The following is a 19,317-nucleotide window of genomic DNA, read 5'->3' as shown; positions in this document are numbered from 1 at the left end:
GCGCACGGGCCGCGCTACGCAGAGGGCGGACGAGAATCGGCGCGGGGGCAGAGCATGACGGGGACGGACCAGGCGCTTCGGCGGCGAAGCGCGCGAGCGCTCGCTGTAGCTCTCGTCGCGGTCGTGCTCGGCGCTACCGGTGCCGAGGCGGCCTCTTGCCGGGCCAGCATCGGGTCGGAGCGGGCGGCTCTGCTGGTGAAGCGCTGCATCGCGGTTTCGCCGGCCACGCGGCCGCCCTGCAACGACGCCAACCCCTGCGAAATGATCCGCGAGGAGATCGTGAGCGGCTGCCGGATGCTCGAATCCGACGCGCCGGCCTGGTGCCGGCGCTATCCCTGACGCATCAAGTCCGCGAGCCCGTCCCGCGTGCGTCCGGCGGGTGTCCAGCCAATGTCCGCGAGACCGTCCGCGCGCGCCACGAGATTCGTCGCGAGCCGCGCGAACGCGTCCTCGCGTCCGGCCACCCGGCAGGCGAGGCCGAGGAGCCCGGCCGGCACCGGAACCAGGCCGGGCCGGCGCCCGAGCCCTGAGCGGAGCGCCGCGATCATTTCCGGCAGGGTGAGCGGGTCCGGGTCCGACACGACGAGGGGGCGGTCGAGGCGCTCCGGTGCGGCGAGCGCGGCTGCGACCGCCGCCGCCAGGCTTTCCACTGAGACCAGGGAGCGACGCCCGGCGAGGCCGCCGAGGGGCAGCGGGTAGGGCGTGCGGGCGAGGCGCAGGAGGGCTGCCATGTTGCCCTTCATGCCGGCCCCGTAGACCAGCACCGGGCGCAGGGCGACCCAGTCGATCCCGACCTCGGCGAGCGCGCGCTCGGCCTCAAGCTTCGAGCGGCCGTAGGCGTCGGTGGGCTGCGGCGGGTCGCTCTCGGAGACGATCCCGTCCGCGCTCGGGCCCGTCTGGGCGCGGATCGAGGAGAGGAACACGAAGCGGCGCACCCGCGCCTTGGCGGCGGCCTCGGCGAGGCGGCGCGTCGCCTCCGTGTTGAGCGTCCGGTAGTCGTCCTCCGGCGCGCCCGACATGGCGTGCGCGAGCCCGGCGGAATGCACCACGGCGTCGACGTCTGTCAGGGCGGCGGCCATGTTCATCGGCCGGGTCAGGTCGCCGACGACGGCGCTCGCAGCGCCCTCCGGCACCGCGACGGGCCGGCGCAGCAGCACCCGCACCCGGTAGCCCCGGGCCGTCAGGTCGCGCAGGAGATGGCGGCCGATGAAGCCGGTCGCCCCCGTCAACGCCACGAGCTTCGCGCTCAACCGCCGACCTCCCGATTCCCGCCGAGCCCCGGGGCGCCGGGCCTGCGCGCGAAGCGGCGCAGCAGCGCCGCCACCAGGGCGCAGCCCGCCGCCAGGGCCGCCACGGTGACGGGCCAGCCGGGCCAAAGCAAGGTCGCGCCGGCCAGCGCCGCCAGGGCGACGTTCGCCGCGAAGACGCGGCCGACCACCCCCGGGACCCGGAGCCCGTTCACGGTGGCGCGCTGGTAGTAGTGGGTGCGATGCGCCTGCCAGACCGCCTCGCCGCGGGCCGCGCGCCGGGCGAGCGTCAGGGTCGCATCCGCGAGGTAGTAGAGGGGAAGCAGCAGGGCGGCGGCGAGGCCGCCCTCGAGGGCCAGCCGATAGAGCAGCCAGGCGACGAGGAGGCCGATCGGCAGGGAGCCGACGTCCCCGAGGAAGAGCCGGGCCACCGGCCGGTTGAACGGCGCGAAGCCGAGGAGCGCCCCGAGGAGCGCCGCCGCCGCGAGTGCCGGCCCCGCGGAGAGGAAGCCGCCCTGCCCCATCAGCACGAGGGCGCCCGTGAGCGGCACCATCTCGGCCACCGTCATCCAGTCGAGCCCGTCCATGAAGTTCGTGAGGTTCACGAACCAGAGCCCGGCCAGGATCGCGAGCCCGCGTTCCAGCGCGAGGGGCAGGTCCGGAGCGAGCCGCCCGTCGACGCTCGCCACGACCGCGCCCACCGCCAGCGCCTGCGCGACGAGGCGCGGGCCCGCGGGGAGTGGGCGGATGTCGTCGACGGCGCCGAGCAGCGCGAGTGCGGCGGTCGCGCCGCCGAGCGTCAGGGCTTCGGGCAGGCTGAGCGCCGGCCCGAGCAATGCCGCCGCGGCGAGGGCCGCTGCCACCACCGCGATGCCCCCGCCCTGGGGCGTCGGCACGGTGTGGCTCGAACGGGCGTTCGGGCGCGCCAGGGCGTAGCGCCGGAGGAGCGGACGGAGAAGGACGATCAGCCCGGCGCTCAGGGCGCAGGCGAGCGGGACCGCGAGGAGGGGCGACGGCATCATGGCGCGCCGTCGATAGCATCAGGCGGCGCGGAGGGAAGGCCCGACCTCGGCCGCCCCCCGCGCTGAGCGTCCCTCAGAGCCTGCTTGATTCATGACAGCGAAGGGCTGTCGGACCGGTGGCGGTTGTCCAGCCCATCCCCCTCATCCTGAGGTGCTGCGAAGCAGCCTCGAAGGAGCCGTCCAGAAGCCGCGCGATCCCTGGAGCCCTCCTTCGAGGCCGCTGACGCGGCACCTCAGGATGAGGTAACGCGTTGGAACAACGCCTCAAACAGGCTCTCAGTAGACCTGGGCGGCCTCGGCGCGAGGCGCCGCGCCGTCGGTGCGGTTGCGGGCATCGAGGCTGCGCTCCACCACCTTGGCGAGGCCCACCATGATCCGGTCGATGGCGTAGTCCTTCGGCGTGTAGACGGCCTGAACGCCCATGTTCTTCAGGACGAGCTCGTCCTCCGCGGAGATGATGCCGCCGACGACGACCGGCACGTGGTCGAGCCCGGCCTCGCGCAGCTTCGCCTTCACGTCGCGCACCAGCGGAACGTGGCTGCCCGACAGGATCGAGAGGCCGACGACGTGGGCGCCGGTCTCCTTCGCCTTGGCGACGATCTCGGTCGGCGTCTGGCGGATGCCGTCGTAGGTCACGTCGAAGCCGACGTCCCGGGCGCGGAGCGCGATCTGCTCGGCACCGTTCGAGTGCCCGTCGAGGCCGGGCTTGCCGACCACGAGGCGCGGCTGCTCGCCGAGGCGCTCGCCGAGGTCGGCGATCAGGAGGCGCGCCTCCTCGGCCGCCCCTGCCGAGACGGTCTCCAGCGTCACGCCGGTCGGCGCCCGGTACTCGCCGAACACCGTGCGCAGGCGCTCGCCCCACTCGCCGGTGGTCACGCCCGCCTTCGCGGCGGCGATCGAGACGGGCATGATGTTGGCCCCGGAGCGCGCCGCCTGCTCCAGCGCGTCGAGGGCGGCGCCCACCGCGCGGTCGTCGCGCTGGCTCCGCCACTCGCGCACCCGGGCCTCGGCCTCCATCTCGACCGTCTCCGACACGGTGAAGATCGCGCCCTCCCCGGCCGTCAGCGGCGAGGGCTCGCCCTGCTGCCACTTGTTGACGCCGACGACGATCTGGTCGCCGGCCTCAATCGCCGAGATGCGCTTGGCGTTCGATTCGACGAGCGCGCGCTTCAGCGCGCCGGTCTCGACCGCCGCGACCGCGCCCCCGATGCCGCCGATGCGCTCGAGCTCCGCCCGGGTCTCGGCCTTCAGCGCCTCGACCTTCGCGTCGATCACCTTCGAGCCGTCGAAGATGTCGTCGTACTCCAGGAGGTCCGTCTCGAAGGCGAGGATCTGCTGCATGCGCATGGACCATTGCTGGTCCCAGGGACGCGGCAGGCCGAGCGCCTCGTTCCAGGCCGGGAGCTGCACGGCGCGGGCGCGGGCGCGCTTCGAGAGGGTGACGGCCAGCATCTCGATGAGGATGCGGTGGACGTTGTTCTCGGGCTGCTGCTCGGTCAGCCCCAGGCTGTTGACCTGGACGCCGTAGCGGAAGATCCGCTTCTTGGGATCGTCGATGCCGTAGCGCTCGCGGGCGATCTCGTCCCAGAGCTCCGAGAACGCGCGCATCTTGCAGATCTCGGTGACGAAGCGCAGCCCCGCGTTCACGAAGAACGAGATGCGGCCGAACACCTCGGGGAAGCTGTTCGCGTCGAAGTCCGGGTCGTCCCGCACGGTGTCGAGCACGGCGATGGCGATGGCCAGCGCGTAGGACAGCTCCTGCACGGGCGTCGCTCCGGCCTCCTGCAGGTGGTAGGAGCAGACGTTCATCGGGTTCCATTTCGGAACCTCGCGGGTCGTGAACAGGATCACGTCCTTGGTGAGCCGGAGCGAGGGCGCGGGCGGGAACACGTAGGTGCCGCGCGACAGGTATTCTTTGATGATGTCGTTCTGGGTCGTGCCCTGCAGCGCCGAGAGCGGCGCGCCCTGCTCCTCGGCCACCGCCAGGTAGAGCGAGAGCAGCCACGGCGCCGTGGCGTTGATCGTCATCGAGGTGTTCATCTGGGCGAGCGGGATGTCCTGAAACAGGCTCCGCATGTCGCCGAGATGCGCGATCGAGACGCCGACCTTGCCGACCTCGCCGCGGGAGAGCTCGTGGTCCGGGTCGTAGCCGGTCTGGGTCGGCAGGTCGAAGGCCACCGACAGGCCGGTCTGGCCCTTGGCGAGGTTGCCCCGGTAGAGCTTGTTCGACTCCGCCGCGGTCGAGTGGCCCGCGTAGGTGCGGATAATCCACGGTTTGTCGCGCTTCACCTCGGCGACCTCTGCCTGAGCGTTCATCCCTCGACTCCGTCTACAGAATCCGCGTGTTCGCGCACGGTGGCGCGCCGTTGGCCGGCACCGTAGCGAAGCCGTTGGGGCGCGTCATCTGCCAGAAGGGCGGAGGCCGCGGGGCGAGGGACGAGAAAAAGTTGAGAAGCCCCCAAAAGCACTTAGAGGCTGTTTGATTCATGACAGCAAAGGGCTGTCGGACCGGTGGCCGTTGTCCAGCCCATCCCCCTCATCCTGAGGTGCTGCGAAGCAGCCTCGAAGGAGGCGTCCAGAAGCCGCGCGATCCCTGGAACCCTCCTTCGAGGCCGCTGACGCGGCACCTCAGGATGAGGTAACGCGTTGGAATACCGCCTCAAACAGGCTCTTAGTCGGGCCCGGCGCGAAACACCCTGGGAAACGGCTGCGCCCCGCAAATTCGAATGGCTCCAACCGCGCCTTCGCGCGTTGTGCGGTCAACGAATTCGCATCGCGCGCAATGCGTCGGTGCCCGCGGCGTCGCGCTGCGCCCCTTCCCCCTCGGAGACCGCCACGATGGCAGACCAGAGCCCGCGCCTCACGACCGCCTTCGGCAATCCCGTGTCCGACAACCAGAACTCGGTCACGGCCGGCCCGCGCGGGCCGGTGCTGATGCAGGACTACCACCTCATCGAGAAGATGGCCCATTTCAACCGGGAGCGGATCCCCGAGCGGGTGGTCCACGCGAAGGGCTACGGCGCCTACGGCACCTTCCGGCTGACCCGGAGCCTCGCCGAGTACACCCGCGCCAAGGTCCTGACCGAGGTCGGCGCCGAGGTGCCGATGGTCGCCCGCTTCTCCACGGTCGGCGGCGAGTCGGGCTCGGCCGACACGGCCCGGGACCCCCGCGGCTTCGCCCTCAAGTTCTACACGGGCGAGGGCAACTGGGACCTCGTCGGCAACAACACGCCGATCTTCTTCGTGCGGGACGCGATCAAGTTCTCGGACTTCATCCGCACGCAGAAGCGCGACCCCCGCACGCACCTGAAGCCCCATTGGCGGCGCTGGGACTTCTGGGGCCTCTCGCCGGAGGCCATCCACCAGGTGATGATCCTCTACAGCGACCGGGGCACGCCGAAGTCGGCGCGCTTCATGAACGGCTACGGCTCGCACACCTTCTCGCTCTGGAACGAGGCGGGCGAGCGCTACTGGGTGAAGTTCCACTTCATCACGCAGCAGGGCATCCAGAACTTCTCGGCCGACGAGGCGGACGAGATCGCTGGCAAGGACCCGGACTACTCGAGCGCCGACCTCTCGGGCGCCATCGGGCGGGGCGACTTTCCGAAATGGACGGTGAAGGTCCAGATCATGCCCGAACTCGAAGCCGATACCTACCGCGTCAACCCGTTCGACCTCACCAAGGTCTGGCCGCACGCGGACTACCCGCTGATCGAGATCGGCGAGATGGAGCTCAACCGGAACCCGGAGAACTACTTCGCCGAGATCGAGCAGTCGGCCTTCGAGCCCTCGAACGTCGTGCCCGGCATCGGCTTCTCGCCCGACAAGATGCTGCAGAACAGGATCCTGTCGTACGCGGACGCGCATCGCTACCGGCTCGGCGTGAACTATCACCAGATCCCCGTGAACCAGGCGAAGAACGCCAGGGTGCAGACCTACCACCGCGACGGCGCGATGCGGACCGACGGCAACCACGGCGCGCAGGTCGATTATGAGCCGAACTCGTTCGGTGGGCCCGTGCAGGACCCGGCCTTCAGCGAGCCGCCGCTCCGCCTGAAGGGCGATGCCGGCCGCTACGGCTGGCCCGGCGACGACGAGGACCTCTACGGCCAGCCGCGCCAGCTCTGGTCCAAGGTGCTCGACGAGGGCGGGCGCCAGCGGCTCGTCGCGAACATCGTCACCTCCATGGGCGACAGCCCGCGGCACATCCAGGAGCGGATGATCGGCCACTGGTACAAGGTGCACGAAGAATTCGGGCGCGGGGTCGCACAGGGCCTCGGCATCGAGGCGAAGCAGCAGGCCGCCGAGTGATTCGGCAGCTCTGAGCGATGTAATATTGAATGCATCGGGCGCCGGTCTTGGCCGGCGCCGTTTTTCGTGGAAAGCCCCCTCGGCTAGGCCTTTGGGACCACTTGGAGCGCTTCCGCATCGTCGCTATAGCGTCGGGAAGCGTCACCACGACAAGACGATGACAGGGAGTGCCACGATGGCTGCGAGTGCGGCGTTGCAACCGGCCGGGAGCGGCGAGGTCAAGGATCTCTACGAGATGGGCGAGATCCCGCCCCTCGGGCACGTGCCGGCGAAGATGTACGCCTGGGCGATCCGGCGCGAGCGCCACGGGCCGCCGGAGCAGTCGCACCAGCTCGAGGTGCTGCCGGTCTGGGATATCGGCGACGACGAGGTGCTGGTCTACGTGATGGCCGCCGGCGTGAACTACAACGGCGTCTGGGCCGGCCTCGGCGAGCCGATCTCGCCCTTCGACGTGCACAAGGGCGAGTACCACATCGCGGGTTCCGACGCCTCCGGCATCGTCTGGAAGGTCGGCGCCAAGGTGAAGCGCTGGAAGGTCGGCGACGAGGTCATCGTCCACTGCAACCAGGACGACGGCGACGACGAGGAGTGCAACGGCGGCGACCCGATGTTCTCGCCGACCCAGCGCATCTGGGGCTACGAGACCGGGGACGGCTCCTTCGCGCAGTATTGCCGGGTGCAATCGCGCCAGCTGATGGCCCGCCCGAAGCACCTCACCTGGGAAGAGGCGGCCTGCTACACGCTGACGCTGGCCACCGCCTACCGCATGCTGTTCGGCCACGCGCCCCACACCGTCCGGCCGGGCCAGAACGTGCTGATCTGGGGCGCCTCCGGCGGCCTCGGCGTGTTCGGCGTGCAGCTCTGCGCGGCGAGCGGCGCCAACGCGATCGCGGTGATCTCCGACGAGTCGAAGCGCGACTACGTGATGAGCCTCGGCGCCAAGGGCGTCATCAACCGCAAGGACTTCGACTGCTGGGGCCAGCTCCCGAAGGTGAACTCGCCCGAGTTCCACGCCTGGACCAAGGAAGCCCGCAAGTTCGGCAAGGCCATCTGGGACATCACCGGCAAGGGCAACGACGTCGACATCGTGTTCGAGCACCCCGGCGAGGCGACCTTCCCGGTCTCGGCGCTGGTGGTGAAGCGCGGCGGCATGGTGGTGTTCTGCGCGGGCACCACCGGCTTCAACATCACCTTCGACGCCCGCTACGTCTGGATGCGCCAGAAGCGCATCCAGGGTTCGCACTTCGCCCACCTCAAGCAGGCCTCGGCCGCCAACCAGTTCGTGATGGACCGGCGCGTCGATCCCTGCATGAGCGAGGTGTTCCCCTGGGACAAGATCCCGGCGGCGCACACCAAGATGTGGAAGAACCTGCACCCGCCCGGCAACATGGCCTGCCTGGTGAACTCGACCCGCGCGGGCCTGCGCACGGTCGAGGACGTCATCGAGGCGGGTCCGCTCAAGGCGATGTAGGCGGCTCCCTCAGGCGCCGGGCGCCGTGATCGCCGGCTGAACGACGAGGCCCTCTCCCGGATCGGGAGAGGGCCGTTTTGTTGGAAGGCCGGGTGTGCGGTCGGGCGAGGCCGGACCCGGCAGGGAACGGATCACCGGACCCCGCCGCGCAGCCGCGGGCGAGGGTCCGCGATCGATCCCGTGACGTCGGCCTCGAAGGGCGCGGCGATGCGGGGTGCGCGGGCCGCCGCCCGCGCGGGCGGTGACTGCACGAAACCCTGGCCGCCGAGCGGGCTCGCCGCGTAGCCGAGGCTCGCCGCCGGCGGCACGGATGCCGGGGCGCCTTGGGCCAGGGCGCTCTGGGCCAGGGCGGGCGCCGCGCCGAGGACGAGGGCGGCGAGGAGCGTGGTGCGGAGCGTCGGGCCGGACATGGCGGTGGTCCCTGGTCGAGGGCTGCGGCCGCCCGTTGCGGCCCGGGCCTCGATGCCGGGGAGATGGTGCCGCTTGCTGCGATGCAGCGTGCGCCCTCGCACGAGGCCGCCTCAGCGGCGCTTCGGCTCCGTCTGCGGCAGGTGGCGGGCGTAGCTCTCCTGCTTCTCGGCCCGCTCCTTGATGAGGTCCGCGTAGGCCTGCCGGGCCTCGGGCGAGACGGCGACCGAGCGGCCCTTCGAGGGTTTGCGCTTCGGCGCCTTCTTGAAGGTGTTCGTCGGCTCGGCCATCTCTTGCCCCCTCACCCGGTGATCGCCCGGGCATCATAGGGCCGCGGCATGGCAGGCGCGAGACGCGGGCGTCGCGTCTTCCTGACACTTTGCGGCGCTGCTAGAAGGCGGACCACGCACACGAGCCACGCGAAGCGGATCATGGACAAGTTCACCACCCTGGAGGGCGTCGCGGCGCCCATGCGGATCATCAACGTCGACACGGACCGCATCATCCCGAAGCAGTACCTGAAGACGATCAAGCGCACCGGGCTCGGGAAGGGCCTGTTCGCCGAGATGCGCTACAACGACGACGGCTCCGAGAAGCCGGACTTCGTCCTCAACAAGCCGGCCTACCGCAACGCCCGGATCCTCGTCGTCGGCGACAATTTCGGTTGCGGCTCCTCGCGCGAGCACGCGCCCTGGGCGCTGGCCGATTTCGGGATCCGCTGCGTGATCTCCACGAGCTTCGCGGACATCTTCTTCAACAATTGCGGGAAGAACGGCATCCTGGCGATCACGGTCTCGCCCGAGGACCTGGAGAAGCTGTTCCAGGACGCGGAGCGCGGCGCCAACGCCACCCTGTCGATCGACCTCGCGGCGCAGACCATCAAGGGACCGGACGGCGGCACGCTGCACTTCGAGATCGAGCCCGGCCGCAAGCACAACCTGCTCAACGGGCTCGACGAGATCGGGCTGACCCTGGAGCGGGCGCCGAAGATCGACGCGTTCGAGGCGAAGCTCGCCGAGCGCGGGTGGCTCTGAGGCGGGGTTCGTTTCCGGTTCGTTAACCCTCGTATCGCCTGAATCAGGGCCGATATTCGGCACGGCTACGAGGAGCCCGAGCATGACGACGCCCACGCGCAGCGCCGCCGCAGCCTGTCTGGTCCTGGCAGCGGGGCTCGGCCCCCTCCCGGCCCGGGCCGGGTTCCAGGATTGCCTCGCGGGCATCCAGGGGCAGGCCGCGGCGGCAGGCGTCTCCGCCCAGACCTTCCGGGCGGCCACCTCGGGCATCAGCTACGACGACAAGGTGATCGAGCTCTCTCAGGCCCAGCCCGAGTTCAAGACGCCGATCTGGGACTACATGGCCGCCCTCGTCGACGACGAGCGCGTGGATGACGGCAAGGCCGCGATGCGCCAGCACGCGCAGGCCCTCGCCGCCGCGGAGGCGAAGTACGGCGTCGACCGCTACACCATCGCGGCGGTGTGGGGCGTCGAGTCGAACTTCGGCAAGAACCTCGGCAAGATGCCCCTCGTCCAGTCGCTCGCGACGCTGGCCTGCTCGGGCAACCGCCGGCGCGACTTCTTCCGCGGCGAGCTGATCGCGACCCTGAAGATCATCGAGCGCGGCGACATCGACGCCTCGCGGCTCTACGGCTCCTGGGCCGGCGCCTTCGGGCAGACGCAGTTCATGCCCTCGACCTACCAGCGCCTCGCCGTCGACCTCGACGGGGACGGCCGCCGGGACGTGGTCGATTCGGCCGCCGACGCTGTGGGCTCCACGGCGAACTTCCTGCGGGCCGCCAAGTGGTCGAACGGGCACGGCTGGGGCTACGAGGTGCGGCTGCCGCGGGGCTTCAACGTCGGCGCGGCGGGCCGGAAGAACAAGCACGCGGTCGGCCACTGGACGGCGCTCGGCGTGACCCGGATCGACGGCCGCCCCTTGAGCGCGGAGGGCCCGGTCGGCATCCTGGCGCCGGCGGGCGCGGACGGGCCGGCCTTCCTGGTGACGCGGAACTTCGACGCGATCTACTCCTACAACGCCGCCGAATCCTACGGGCTCGCCATCGCGGTGCTCTCCGACCGCCTGCGCGGCCGCGCCGGCATCCAGGCGGAATGGCCGACCGACGACCCGCCGCTGTCGCGCGCCCAGCGTCGCGACCTGCAGACTCGGCTCGCCGCCCGCGGCTACGACGTCGGCGAGCCGGACGGCAAGGTCGGCGCGAAGACCCGCGACGCGATCAAGGACGTCGAGGCCAAGCTCGGCATGCCGCAGACCGGGCGCCCGGGCGCGAAGGTGCTGGAGGCTTTGCGCCGGGGGTGAGCGGTTGCGGCCGCATCCGGCCACGCCTATGTACAGCGTCGCGTACAGAGCGGGGATGACGCATGGCTCACGTCAGTCTGACGGAACTGCGACGCAACCTTGCCCGTCACCTTGACCGCCTCGAGGCGGATCGCTCGGAGCTCGTCGTCACCCGTCAGAATCGGGACGACATGGTCATCCTGCCCCTCGCGGAATGGGAGAGCCTGCAGGAGACGCTGCACCTTCTCGGAACGCCCGAGAATGCGCGGCGGCTGCAGGAGTCGATCGCGCAGCTTGATGGGGGGCGCGGTATCGCTCGGGATCTGAGCGAAGGGTGAAGCTCGTCTGGTCCGACCATGCCTGGGAGGACTACCTGCATTGGCAGGCAACGGACCCCGTCGTGATGCGGCGCCTGAACGCTCTCATCCGGGAGGCGATGCGGACACCCTTTGCTGGGACGGGAAAGCCCGAGCCGCTGAGGGGCAATCTGAAGGGCTTCTGGTCACGCCGCATCACCGGCGAGCATCGCCTCGTCTACCGCGTTGGCGGCAAGGGCGCGGAGCAGGCCCTGGAGATCCTGCAATGCCGGCGGCATTACGGATGACGTCATGTGCCCACGGGCCGCGAACCGCATCGGGCCGGCAGCGGTGAGCCGCCGCGCTGCCGTGAGGCGCGCGGCGGGCCGACCGTAGGGTCTTACTCCGCGGCGGCGGGGGCCGCGGCCTTCGCGGCCTTGGCGGGGCGCTCGCTGCGCTCGACGATGCGGGCCGACTTACCGCGGCGGTCGCGCAGGTAGTACAGCTTGGCGCGGCGGACCTTGCCGCGGCGGGCCACCTTGATCGAATCGATCATCGGGGAGTGCACGGGGAACACGCGCTCCACGCCCTCGCCGTAGGAGATCTTGCGGACCGTGAAGCTCTCGTTCAGGCCGCCGCCGGAGCGGGCGATGCAGACGCCCTCGTAGGCCTGGACGCGGGTGCGCTCGCCTTCCTTGACGCGCACGTTGACGATCACGGTGTCGCCGGGCTCGAAATCGGGGATCGTCTTGGCGAGACGCGCGATCTCTTCCTGCTCGAGCTGCTGGATGATGTTCATGGACAAAGCTCCTGCCGTTGCGCCCTCGCCCCGGCATGGGACGCAGGCGCCAGGATTTCGGCATCCTGTTGTGAGTTGGCCCGCCCGATACACGATGGCGCCCGGCTTGTCGATGGATCCCCGCTCCAATCGTGCGGCGGGCGCCCGGCGTTGAGAAATCCGCCCGTCCGGTCCACATGTGAGGGAGGCGCCGCCGAGGCGCCGTTCCCGGCCGGCCTTGAACCGGCGCAGAGGACGAGGACACCCCATCGATGTTCATCCAGACCGAAGCCACGCCGAATCCCGCGACCCTGAAGTTCCTGCCCGGGCGGGTCGTGCTCGCCGAATCGACCTTCGAGGCCCGCGACGCGGCCGGCGCGGCCCGCTCCCCCCTCGCCCAGCGCCTGTTCGACGTCGCCGGCGTCTCGGGCGTCTATTTCGGGCACGACTTCATCTCCGTCACGAAGGCCGACGACGGCAGCGAGTGGCCGCAGGTGAAGCCGGCCGTGCTCGGCGCCATCATGGAGCACTTCCAGTCCGGCGCGCCGGTGCTCGCCGAGGGTGCCGCGACGGCCGAGGACGACGCGGAGGAGTTCTACGATGCGGCCGACCACGACACCGTGGTGACCATCAAGGACCTCCTGGAGACCCGGGTCCGCCCCGCGGTGGCGGGCGACGGCGGCGACATCACCTTCCGGGGCTACCGCGAGGGCGTCGTCTACCTGGAGATGAAGGGCGCCTGCTCGGGCTGCCCCTCCTCCACCGCGACCCTGCGGCACGGCGTGCAGAACCTGTTCCGCCACTTCCTGCCGGAGGTGCGCGAGGTGCAGGCCGTCTGACGCGGCAGCCGCGCAACAGGGCCTGCGAAAAGCGCACCGCGCGCTGACGAGGCGCCGGTTTTGGCCTAACCTCGGACCCGCGCCCCGGCGCGTGATCCGAGGGAGCCGGCGCGATCGGGAGTGGGCGTGCGTATCCTGGCCATCGACACGGCGCTCGACGTCTGCGCCGCCTGCGTCGCGACGGACGACTCGGACGAACTCCTCGCCGAGGAGGTGATGCCGCTGGCCCGCGGCCACGCGGAGGCCCTGCTGCCCCTCGTCGAGCGCGTGATGGCCCGTGTCCCGGGGGGCTTCGAGGCGCTCGACCGGGTCGCGGTGACGGTGGGACCCGGCAGCTACACCGGCCTGCGCGTCGGCCTCTCGGCCGCCCGGGCCGTGGGCCTCGCCGCCGGCATACCGGTGGTCGGCGTCACCACCCTGTCGGCGCTGCTGGCGCCGCTGCTGGCGCAGGGCGGCAACGGCCTGATGGTCGCCGCCATCGATGCCCGCCACGGGGCCGTCTACCTCCAGGCCATGCAGGCGGGCGCGGGCATCGCGGTTCCCCCGACGCTGATGCGCCTCGACGAGGCGGCCGACCAGCTCGGGCGCCCCCCCGTCACCCTCGTGGGCTCCGGCGCGCCCGCCCTCGCGGCCGCCCTGCAGGCGCGCGGACACGCCGCCGAAGTCACCGGGACCGGCGCGCCGGAGATTGCCTGGGTCGCCTCGCTCGGCCTCGTCGCGGACCCCGACCAGGCGCTGCCCCGACCCCTCTACCTGCGCGGTCCCGACGCCCAGCCGCAGGACCACCATCGCCTGGCGCGCCGATGACCCGCCCCGTCTCCCCCTTCTGGCCCTTCGAGTGGTGGCTCGCCTGGTGGGACACCTGGGGCCCCGAGCCCTACGTCGCCCCCCTGCGCGACGCCGGACAGGCGCGCGCGCTCGCCCGCCTCCACGCCACGGCCTTCGCCCGCCCGTGGGACGCGCACGAGTTCGAGCGCATGCTCTGCGAGCGCTCGACGCACGCGCACGCCCTCTGGCGCGGCGGCTCGGTGCAGGGCTTCATCCTCTCGCGCCGGGCGGCCGACGAGGCGGAGATCCTCACCGTGGTGCTGAGCCCCGCGGCCCGCGGCGGCGGCCTGAGCCACCGGCTCCTGCGCGAGCACCTGACGCAACTCGCCCATGCGGGTGTCGCCCGCGTCCACCTGGAGGTCGACGAGGGCAACGCGCCGGCCCTGCGCCTCTACGCCCGCCACGGCTTCGCCAAGGTCGGCGAGCGCACCGGCTACTATCCGCGCCCCGATGGCAGTCGGGCGACGGCGCTCACCATGCGGGCCGACCTCGCATGAGCGCCGCGGGAGCAGCGCGGCCATGAGCGGGAGCCCGCCATGAGCCGCCCCGGCGTGGCCCTGCGCCTGCTGGCCTGCGCGCTCGTCTTCCTCGTCCTCGCCGGCCCCCACTGGCTCAGCCTGCGCTTCGGGCGCGGCCGCATCGCCGCGCATGCGCCGGTGCTGTTCCACCGGGCGGTTCTGCGCCTGTTCGGGGTCCGGGTGACGCAGAGCGGCACGCCGCCGGCCCGCGGCGAGCCCGCCCTGGTGCTCGCCAACCACGTCTCCTGGCTCGACATCCTGGCGCTCGGCTCGCTCCGCCCCCTCTCCTTCGTAGCGAAGTCCGAGATTGCCGGCTGGCCGGTGGTCGGCCTGCTGGCGGCGCTCCAGCGCACGATCTTCATCGATCGCGCCCGCCGCAGCGCCACCGCCTCCGTCAACGCCGCCGTGGGCGACCGCCTCGCGGCCGGGGACCTGATCGTGCTGTTTGCCGAGGGCACCACCGGCGACGGCAACCGCCTCCTGCCGTTCCGCTCCTCGCTCGTCGGCGCGGCCCGCGCGGCGATCGCGGCGGAGGGCGGGCGGGCGAGCCTGCGCCTCCAGCCCCTCGCGGTCACCTACCCGCGCCGGAACGGCCTTCCGCTCCAGCGCAAGGAGCGGCCGGAGGTCGCCTGGTACGGCGACATGGAGCTCGCCCCCCACCTCGCCGACTTCGTCGCCCGCGGGCCCCTCGACGTGCACGTGGTCTGGGGCGCACCCATCGCCTTCGAGGCCGGCAGCGACCGCAAGCTGGCGACGGCGCTCGCCGAGGCCTCGGTGCGCGCGGCCCTGCAGCAGGCCGTGACGGGACGGCCGCCGGCGGGCCTGCCGGTGCCGGAGGGCGCGGCGCGCCCGGCCGCCGACCGGGAGCCGCCGGTGCCGGACGCCGGGATGGTGGCGGCCTGAGCCAGGGCCGGTGGTCTGCTCCAGCCCGCATGCGTGCCGGACCCTTGCGGGCGCGTCCCTCGCGGGCACGGCCGCCGCGACGCCCGGCCGAATGTGTGCTAGGGGCTCCGCGCTCGGCCGGACGGTCACGCCGGCCCCGCCTGCAATCCGGGACTTCCAGCGTTGAAGAAAGCCTTCGTCAAATCCTACGGCTGCCAGATGAATGCCTACGACGCCGCCCGCATGGCGGACGTCCTGGGGCGCGAGGGCTACGCCGCGACGGAGACCCTGGAAGAGGCGGACGTCGTCGTCCTCAACACCTGCCACATCCGCGAGAAGGCCGCCGAGAAGGTCTATTCGGAGCTCGGGCGTCTGCGCGTGCTGAAGGGCGAGCGGCAGCGCGCGGGCCAGGACACCCGCATCGTCGTCGCCGGCTGCGTGGCGCAGGCCGAGGGCGCGGAGATCCTCGCCCGGGCGCCGACCGTCGACGTGGTGGTCGGCCCGCAGAGCTACCACCGCCTGCCGGACCTGCTGGCGCGCTCGCGGGAGAAGCGGGTCGTCGACACGGAGTTCCCGGCCGAGGACAAGTTCGACCACCTGCCGGCCCGTCGCAACAAGGGGGTCTCGGCCTTCCTCACCGTGCAGGAGGGCTGCGACAAGTTCTGCGCGTTCTGCGTGGTGCCCTACACGCGCGGCGCCGAGGTCTCGCGCTCCGTCGCGGCGGTGATCGGCGAGGCCCGGAGGCTCGCCGAGGCCGGGGTGCGCGAGGTCACGCTGATCGGCCAGAACGTCAACGCCTATCACGGCGCGGGCCCGGACGGCGCGCCGGCCACGCTCGCCGACCTGATGCGGGCGGTGGCGGACATCCCCGGCATCGCGCGCATCCGCTACACCACGAGCCACCCGAACGACATGGGCGAGGACCTGATCCGGGCCCATGCCGAGATCCCGGCCCTGATGCCCTACCTGCACCTGCCCGTGCAGTCGGGCTCCGACCGGGTGCTCGCCGCGATGAACCGGCGCCACACCGCGGACGCCTATCGCCGCCTCATCGAGCGGATCCGCGCGGCCCGGCCCGACATCGCGCTCTCCTCCGACTTCATCGTGGGCTTCCCGGGCGAGACCGACGCCGAGTTTTCCGAGACGATGCGGCTCGTCGCCGATATCGGCTTCGAGAGCGCCTTCTCGTTCAAGTACAGCCCGCGCCCCGGCACCCCGGCCGCGGAGCGCGACGATGCCGTACCGGAGGCCGTGAAGTCCGAGCGCCTCGCCGCCCTCCAGGGGCTCCTCGACCGCCAGCGCCACGCCTATCAGGCGGCGGCGGTCGGCCGGTCGACCGAGATCCTGGTCGAGAAGGCCGGCCGTCACGCCGGGCAGGTGGCGGGCAAGACGCCGCATCTGCTGGCCGTGCAGGTGGATGCCCCGGCCTCCGCCATCGGGACGATCCTGCCCGTGCGCATCGTGGCGGCCGGCTCCAACAGCCTGTTCGGCGAGGTTCTGCCGCGGGCCGAGGCCGCGTGAACGCGCGGAATCGTCCGCGCGCGAGCGGGAAACGGCGTCCATCCTCCCCATATGACGGGGGCGGCCGAGCCCGGTCGCGCCAGCGAAGGACCCTTGCGTGAATCCAGGTGACGGAGCATCCGGCCGCGGCGGCGCCCTGCGGGGACGCGGGCCGGCAGCGCGCGGGGGGGACATCTTGGAGGCCGTCGAGGTCTCCCTCACCTTCGACGACAACCGCCTCGCGAGCCTCGTCTTCGGGCAGTACGACCAGAACGTCGCCCATATCGAGCGGCGCCTGGAGGTCACCGCGACGCCGCTCGGCAACCACCTCGTCCTGAAGGGCCCGCCGGACGCCGCCGAGAAGGCGCGCCGGGTGTTCGAGCGGCTCTATGCCCGGGTGCGCGGCGGCGGCTCGACGCTGACCCTCGGGGACGTCGACGGCGCGATCCAGGAGGTCACCGTCCAGGGCAACCTCTTTCCCTCGGCCGAGGTCGCCTCGGAGCCCGACCGGCCGCATTTCGAGCAGATCGCCACCCGCCGGCGCGGGGCCGTGCGCGCCCGCAACGCCGCGCAGGACGCCTACATCAAGGCGCTGCGGACGAACGAGCTCGTCTTCGCCGAGGGGCCCGCCGGCACCGGCAAGACCTGGCTCGCCGTGGGCCACGCCGTCTCGCTCCTGGAGCAGGGCCACGCCGAGCGCCTGATCCTCTCGCGCCCCGCCGTCGAGGCCGGCGAGCGCCTGGGCTTCCTGCCCGGCGACATGCGCGAGAAGGTCGATCCGTATCTCCGCCCGATCTACGACGCCCTCTACGACTTCATGGAGGCGCGCCACGTCGACCGCGGGCTGCAGACGGGCATCATCGAGATCGCGCCCCTCGCCTTCATGCGCGGGCGAACCCTCACCAACGCCGTGGTGCTCCTCGACGAGGCGCAGAACACCACCTCGATGCAGATGAAGATGTTCCTCACGCGCCTCGGCGAGAACTCGCGGATGATCGTCACCGGCGACCCGAGCCAGGTCGACCTGCCGCCGGGCCAGCGCTCGGGCCTCGTCGAGGCCGTGGGCGTGCTCGACGGCGTCGAGGGCATCGGCCGCATCACCTTCCGGGACGTGGACGTGGTGCGCCACGACCTCGTGCGCCGCATCGTCACCGCCTACGAGCGCGCCGCCCACGGCGAATCGGACGCCGACCGCAACCCGAACCCGCGCCGCCGGCCCCTCGCCTGACCCATGCCGGACCACGAGATCGACGTCTCCGTCGAGGACGCGCGCTGGGCCGAGGTCGCCCCGGACCTCGAGGCCCTGGTGATTCGAGCCGTCGAGGCCGGCCTCGCGGCGGCACCGGAGCCGCCGAGTGGGCCCGTCGAAGTCAGCGTGCTGCTTGCGGACGACGCCACCGTCCAGGCCCTCAACCGGACCTGGCGGGGCAAGGACAGGCCGACGAACGTGCTGTCCTTCGAGGCCGGCCCGCAGCCGCCGCACGGCGGCGCGCGCCTCCTCGGCGACGTCGTCCTTGCGTATGACACGATGCTGCGCGAGAGTGCCGAGCAGTCGAAGCCGCTCGCCCATCACCTCGCGCACCTCCTCGTTCATGGCACCCTTCACCTCCTGGGCCAGGACCACGAGACCGGCGAGGCCGAGGCCGAGGCGATGGAGGCCCGCGAGATCGCGGCGCTCGCCACGCTCGGCATCCCCGACCCCTACGCCGACTGACGGGCGCGGCGCCCCATCCCCGATACGAGAGACATGACGAACGATCGAAGTCGCGGCGCGGCCCAGGCCGCGCCAGGTTCCGCGGACGGCGAGGCGGGCTCCAGGGAGCCCTGGTACGACCGTCTGCTGCAGGCCCTGCACCTCAAGCCGCGCGATTCGCTGCGCGACGACATCGAGGACGCCCTCGCGGAGCCTGATTCGGGCGAGAACGCCTTCTCGCCCCTCGAGCGGGCGATGCTCAAGAACGTCCTCGGCCTGCACAAGGTGCGGGTCGACGACGTGATGATCCCCCGGGCCGACATCGTGGCGGTCTCCGTGGAGACGAGCCTCGGCGACCTCCTGAAGCTGTTCCGGACGGCCGGGCACTCGCGCCTGCCGGTCTACGGCGAGACCCTCGACGACCCCCGCGGCATGGTCCACATCCGTGACTTCGTGGACCACATCGCCGCGAGGGCCGAGAGCGGCAGCCGCCGGGCGCCGACGAACGGCACCACCCCCGCCGTCATCGCTGAGGCGAGCCTCGCGGCGACGCCCGCGCCGCGCACCCGGCGCAGCCCGGCCCGGGCGCTGCGCGCCCTGAACCTCGGCAACGTCGACCTCTCGGTGACGCTGAGCTCCACCCGCATCCAGCGCCCGGTGCTGTTCGTGCCGCCCTCGATGCCGGCCATCGACCTCCTCGTGCGCATGCAGGCGACCCGCACCCACATGGCCCTCGTCATCGACGAGTACGGCGGCACCGACGGCCTGATCTCGATCGAGGACCTGATCGAGATGGTGGTCGGCGACATCGAGGACGAGCACGACGTCGCCGAGGGGCGCCTCGTGCAGCGCGTCGAGGGCGACGCCGAGGTGTTCGTGGCCGATGCCCGCGCGGGCCTCGCCGAGGTCTCGGAGGCGACGGGCGTCGACCTCGTGGCCGCGGTCGGCGAGATGGCCGAGGACATCGACACGATCGGCGGCATGATCGTGACGCTCGCGGGCCGCGTGCCCTCGCGCGGTGAGCTCATCACCGGCCCCGGCGAGCTGGAATTCGAGGTGCTCGACGCCGATCCCCGCCGCCTCAAGCGCCTGCGCTTCCACAAGGGCCCGGCCCGCATCGAGGCGGTGGTGCCCCTCGCCCTGCCGCCTCCCGCGGCGCCCCCGGTCGCCGCCGAGACGCACGGTTCGTGACCGCCGGAGCCGTGCGGTCCGATGCGGTTCCGCATGTCCGC

21 protein-coding genes are annotated in these 19,317 nt (G+C 71.8%); 15 read left to right on the top strand and 6 right to left on the bottom strand.

What is annotated here, in order from left to right; genetic code table 11:
* Window positions 1-54 precede the first annotated feature (54 nt).
* Window positions 55-339 carry a hypothetical protein gene (locus ACLBXP_RS20745; RefSeq protein WP_447669695.1) on the top strand — a complete coding sequence of 95 codons (285 nt, stop codon included), beginning with the start codon at window positions 55-57 and terminating at the stop codon, window positions 337-339.
* Here the strand turns inward: ACLBXP_RS20745 and ACLBXP_RS20740 are convergent.
* The 3 genes from ACLBXP_RS20740 to ACLBXP_RS20730 all read right to left on the bottom strand — a co-directional run bounded on the left by ACLBXP_RS20740 (window position 330) and on the right by ACLBXP_RS20730 (window position 4,585).
* Window positions 330-1,250 (bottom strand): NAD-dependent epimerase/dehydratase family protein, encoded by a 921-nt coding sequence (locus ACLBXP_RS20740; protein WP_447669694.1) that lies wholly within the window; start codon window positions 1,248-1,250, stop codon window positions 330-332. The two genes, ACLBXP_RS20745 and ACLBXP_RS20740, sit on opposite strands and share 10 nt — an antisense overlap.
* Window positions 1,247-2,269 carry a glycosyl transferase gene (locus tag ACLBXP_RS20735; protein ID WP_447669693.1) on the bottom strand — a complete coding sequence of 341 codons (1,023 nt, stop codon included), beginning with the start codon at window positions 2,267-2,269 and terminating at the stop codon, window positions 1,247-1,249. The genes ACLBXP_RS20740 and ACLBXP_RS20735 overlap by 4 nt, the downstream gene beginning before the upstream one ends.
* Before the next feature lie 276 nt (window positions 2,270-2,545).
* Window positions 2,546-4,585, bottom strand: a complete 2,040-nt coding sequence (locus ACLBXP_RS20730) for a protein meaA (protein WP_447669692.1) — start codon at window positions 4,583-4,585, stop codon at window positions 2,546-2,548.
* Window positions 4,586-5,107: 522 nt separating this feature from the next.
* Between ACLBXP_RS20730 and ACLBXP_RS20725 the strand changes: the two genes are divergently transcribed.
* A complete protein-coding gene (locus tag ACLBXP_RS20725) occupies window positions 5,108-6,580 on the top strand; it encodes a catalase (protein ID WP_447669691.1) in 1,473 nt (490 codons plus the stop codon).
* Between the two features lie 175 nt (window positions 6,581-6,755).
* Window positions 6,756-8,051 carry a crotonyl-CoA carboxylase/reductase gene (gene ccrA, locus ACLBXP_RS20720; protein ID WP_447669690.1) on the top strand — a complete coding sequence of 432 codons (1,296 nt, stop codon included), beginning with the start codon at window positions 6,756-6,758 and terminating at the stop codon, window positions 8,049-8,051.
* Between the two features lie 131 nt (window positions 8,052-8,182).
* Here ccrA and ACLBXP_RS20715 read toward each other — a convergent pair whose 3' ends face one another.
* The gene (locus tag ACLBXP_RS20715; protein ID WP_447669689.1) at window positions 8,183-8,461 is read right to left on the bottom strand and encodes a hypothetical protein; all 279 of its coding nucleotides are present in this window, start codon (window positions 8,459-8,461) and stop codon (window positions 8,183-8,185) included.
* Window positions 8,462-8,572: 111 nt separating this feature from the next.
* Complete coding sequence (locus ACLBXP_RS20710) at window positions 8,573-8,749, bottom strand: hypothetical protein (protein ID WP_447669688.1); 177 nt, start codon at window positions 8,747-8,749, stop codon at window positions 8,573-8,575.
* A gap of 141 nt (window positions 8,750-8,890) precedes the next feature.
* Here ACLBXP_RS20710 and leuD point away from each other — a divergent pair, with 141 nt between their 5' ends.
* The 4 genes from leuD (at window position 8,891) to ACLBXP_RS20690 (ending at window position 11,355) form a co-directional block, all read left to right on the top strand.
* A complete protein-coding gene (leuD, locus tag ACLBXP_RS20705) occupies window positions 8,891-9,493 on the top strand; it encodes a 3-isopropylmalate dehydratase small subunit (RefSeq protein ID WP_447669687.1) in 603 nt (200 codons plus the stop codon).
* 82 nt (window positions 9,494-9,575) lie between these two features.
* Window positions 9,576-10,772 carry a lytic murein transglycosylase gene (locus ACLBXP_RS20700; protein ID WP_447669686.1) on the top strand — a complete coding sequence of 399 codons (1,197 nt, stop codon included), beginning with the start codon at window positions 9,576-9,578 and terminating at the stop codon, window positions 10,770-10,772.
* A gap of 62 nt (window positions 10,773-10,834) precedes the next feature.
* Window positions 10,835-11,089: a type II toxin-antitoxin system Phd/YefM family antitoxin gene (locus ACLBXP_RS20695; RefSeq protein WP_447669685.1), complete on the top strand. Its 255-nt coding sequence runs from the start codon at window positions 10,835-10,837 to the stop codon at window positions 11,087-11,089.
* Window positions 11,086-11,355 carry a Txe/YoeB family addiction module toxin gene (locus ACLBXP_RS20690; protein ID WP_447669684.1) on the top strand — a complete coding sequence of 90 codons (270 nt, stop codon included), beginning with the start codon at window positions 11,086-11,088 and terminating at the stop codon, window positions 11,353-11,355. The genes ACLBXP_RS20695 and ACLBXP_RS20690 overlap by 4 nt, the downstream gene beginning before the upstream one ends.
* 92 nt (window positions 11,356-11,447) lie before the next feature.
* Here the strand turns inward: ACLBXP_RS20690 and rplS are convergent, their stop codons facing one another.
* A complete protein-coding gene (gene rplS / locus ACLBXP_RS20685; protein ID WP_447669683.1) occupies window positions 11,448-11,846 on the bottom strand; it encodes a 50S ribosomal protein L19 in 399 nt (132 codons plus the stop codon).
* Window positions 11,847-12,097: 251 nt separating this feature from the next.
* On the opposite strand from rplS, the gene ACLBXP_RS20680 reads away from it, so the two are divergent.
* From ACLBXP_RS20680 to ACLBXP_RS20645, 8 genes are all read left to right on the top strand, one after another.
* Window positions 12,098-12,664: a NifU family protein gene (locus tag ACLBXP_RS20680; protein WP_447669682.1), complete on the top strand. Its 567-nt coding sequence runs from the start codon at window positions 12,098-12,100 to the stop codon at window positions 12,662-12,664.
* Between the two features lie 126 nt (window positions 12,665-12,790).
* Window positions 12,791-13,471 (top strand): tRNA (adenosine(37)-N6)-threonylcarbamoyltransferase complex dimerization subunit type 1 TsaB, encoded by a 681-nt coding sequence (gene tsaB, locus ACLBXP_RS20675; RefSeq protein WP_447669681.1) that lies wholly within the window; start codon window positions 12,791-12,793, stop codon window positions 13,469-13,471.
* Window positions 13,468-13,989, top strand: a complete 522-nt coding sequence (locus ACLBXP_RS20670; protein ID WP_447669680.1) for a GNAT family N-acetyltransferase — start codon at window positions 13,468-13,470, stop codon at window positions 13,987-13,989. Before tsaB ends, ACLBXP_RS20670 begins: the two co-directional genes overlap by 4 nt.
* Before the next feature lie 39 nt (window positions 13,990-14,028).
* Window positions 14,029-14,913, top strand: coding sequence for a lysophospholipid acyltransferase family protein (locus ACLBXP_RS20665; RefSeq protein ID WP_447669679.1), 885 nt, complete (start codon window positions 14,029-14,031; stop codon window positions 14,911-14,913).
* Window positions 14,914-15,075: 162 nt separating this feature from the next.
* Entirely contained in the window at window positions 15,076-16,413 is a 1,338-nt protein-coding gene (gene miaB / locus ACLBXP_RS20660) for a tRNA (N6-isopentenyl adenosine(37)-C2)-methylthiotransferase MiaB (protein WP_447669678.1), read from the top strand.
* Window positions 16,414-16,510: 97 nt separating this feature from the next.
* Entirely contained in the window at window positions 16,511-17,620 is a 1,110-nt protein-coding gene (locus tag ACLBXP_RS20655; protein ID WP_447669677.1) for a PhoH family protein, read from the top strand.
* A gap of 3 nt (window positions 17,621-17,623) precedes the next feature.
* Window positions 17,624-18,106 carry an rRNA maturation RNase YbeY gene (gene ybeY, locus ACLBXP_RS20650; RefSeq protein WP_447669676.1) on the top strand — a complete coding sequence of 161 codons (483 nt, stop codon included), beginning with the start codon at window positions 17,624-17,626 and terminating at the stop codon, window positions 18,104-18,106.
* A 33-nt stretch (window positions 18,107-18,139) separates the two neighbouring features.
* Window positions 18,140-19,276 (top strand): CBS domain-containing protein, encoded by a 1,137-nt coding sequence (locus ACLBXP_RS20645; RefSeq protein WP_447669675.1) that lies wholly within the window; start codon window positions 18,140-18,142, stop codon window positions 19,274-19,276.
* The last annotated feature ends 41 nt before the right edge of the window (window positions 19,277-19,317 follow it).

The organism is Methylobacterium sp. A54F, from assembly GCF_053346035.1.
This window is presented reverse-complemented; position numbering and strand designations above follow the sequence as displayed.

Excerpts from the sequence above, each read along its gene's own strand:
- ACLBXP_RS20745 (WP_447669695.1), top strand. The coding sequence starts at position 55 with ATGACGGGGACGGACCAGGCGCTTCGGCGGCGAAGCGCGCGAGCGCTC.
- ACLBXP_RS20735 (WP_447669693.1), bottom strand. The coding sequence starts at position 2,269 with ATGATGCCGTCGCCCCTCCTCGCGGTCCCGCTCGCCTGCGCCCTGAGC.
- ACLBXP_RS20730 (WP_447669692.1), bottom strand. The coding sequence starts at position 4,585 with ATGAACGCTCAGGCAGAGGTCGCCGAGGTGAAGCGCGACAAACCGTGG.
- ACLBXP_RS20725 (WP_447669691.1), top strand. The coding sequence starts at position 5,108 with ATGGCAGACCAGAGCCCGCGCCTCACGACCGCCTTCGGCAATCCCGTG.
- ccrA (WP_447669690.1), top strand. The coding sequence starts at position 6,756 with ATGGCTGCGAGTGCGGCGTTGCAACCGGCCGGGAGCGGCGAGGTCAAG.
- ACLBXP_RS20715 (WP_447669689.1), bottom strand. The coding sequence starts at position 8,461 with ATGTCCGGCCCGACGCTCCGCACCACGCTCCTCGCCGCCCTCGTCCTC.
- ACLBXP_RS20710 (WP_447669688.1), bottom strand. The coding sequence starts at position 8,749 with ATGGCCGAGCCGACGAACACCTTCAAGAAGGCGCCGAAGCGCAAACCC.
- leuD (WP_447669687.1), top strand. The coding sequence starts at position 8,891 with ATGGACAAGTTCACCACCCTGGAGGGCGTCGCGGCGCCCATGCGGATC.
- ACLBXP_RS20700 (WP_447669686.1), top strand. The coding sequence starts at position 9,576 with ATGACGACGCCCACGCGCAGCGCCGCCGCAGCCTGTCTGGTCCTGGCA.
- ACLBXP_RS20695 (WP_447669685.1), top strand. The coding sequence starts at position 10,835 with ATGGCTCACGTCAGTCTGACGGAACTGCGACGCAACCTTGCCCGTCAC.
- rplS (WP_447669683.1), bottom strand. The coding sequence starts at position 11,846 with ATGAACATCATCCAGCAGCTCGAGCAGGAAGAGATCGCGCGTCTCGCC.
- ACLBXP_RS20680 (WP_447669682.1), top strand. The coding sequence starts at position 12,098 with ATGTTCATCCAGACCGAAGCCACGCCGAATCCCGCGACCCTGAAGTTC.
- ACLBXP_RS20670 (WP_447669680.1), top strand. The coding sequence starts at position 13,468 with ATGACCCGCCCCGTCTCCCCCTTCTGGCCCTTCGAGTGGTGGCTCGCC.
- ACLBXP_RS20665 (WP_447669679.1), top strand. The coding sequence starts at position 14,029 with ATGAGCCGCCCCGGCGTGGCCCTGCGCCTGCTGGCCTGCGCGCTCGTC.
- ybeY (WP_447669676.1), top strand. The coding sequence starts at position 17,624 with ATGCCGGACCACGAGATCGACGTCTCCGTCGAGGACGCGCGCTGGGCC.
- ACLBXP_RS20645 (WP_447669675.1), top strand. The coding sequence starts at position 18,140 with ATGACGAACGATCGAAGTCGCGGCGCGGCCCAGGCCGCGCCAGGTTCC.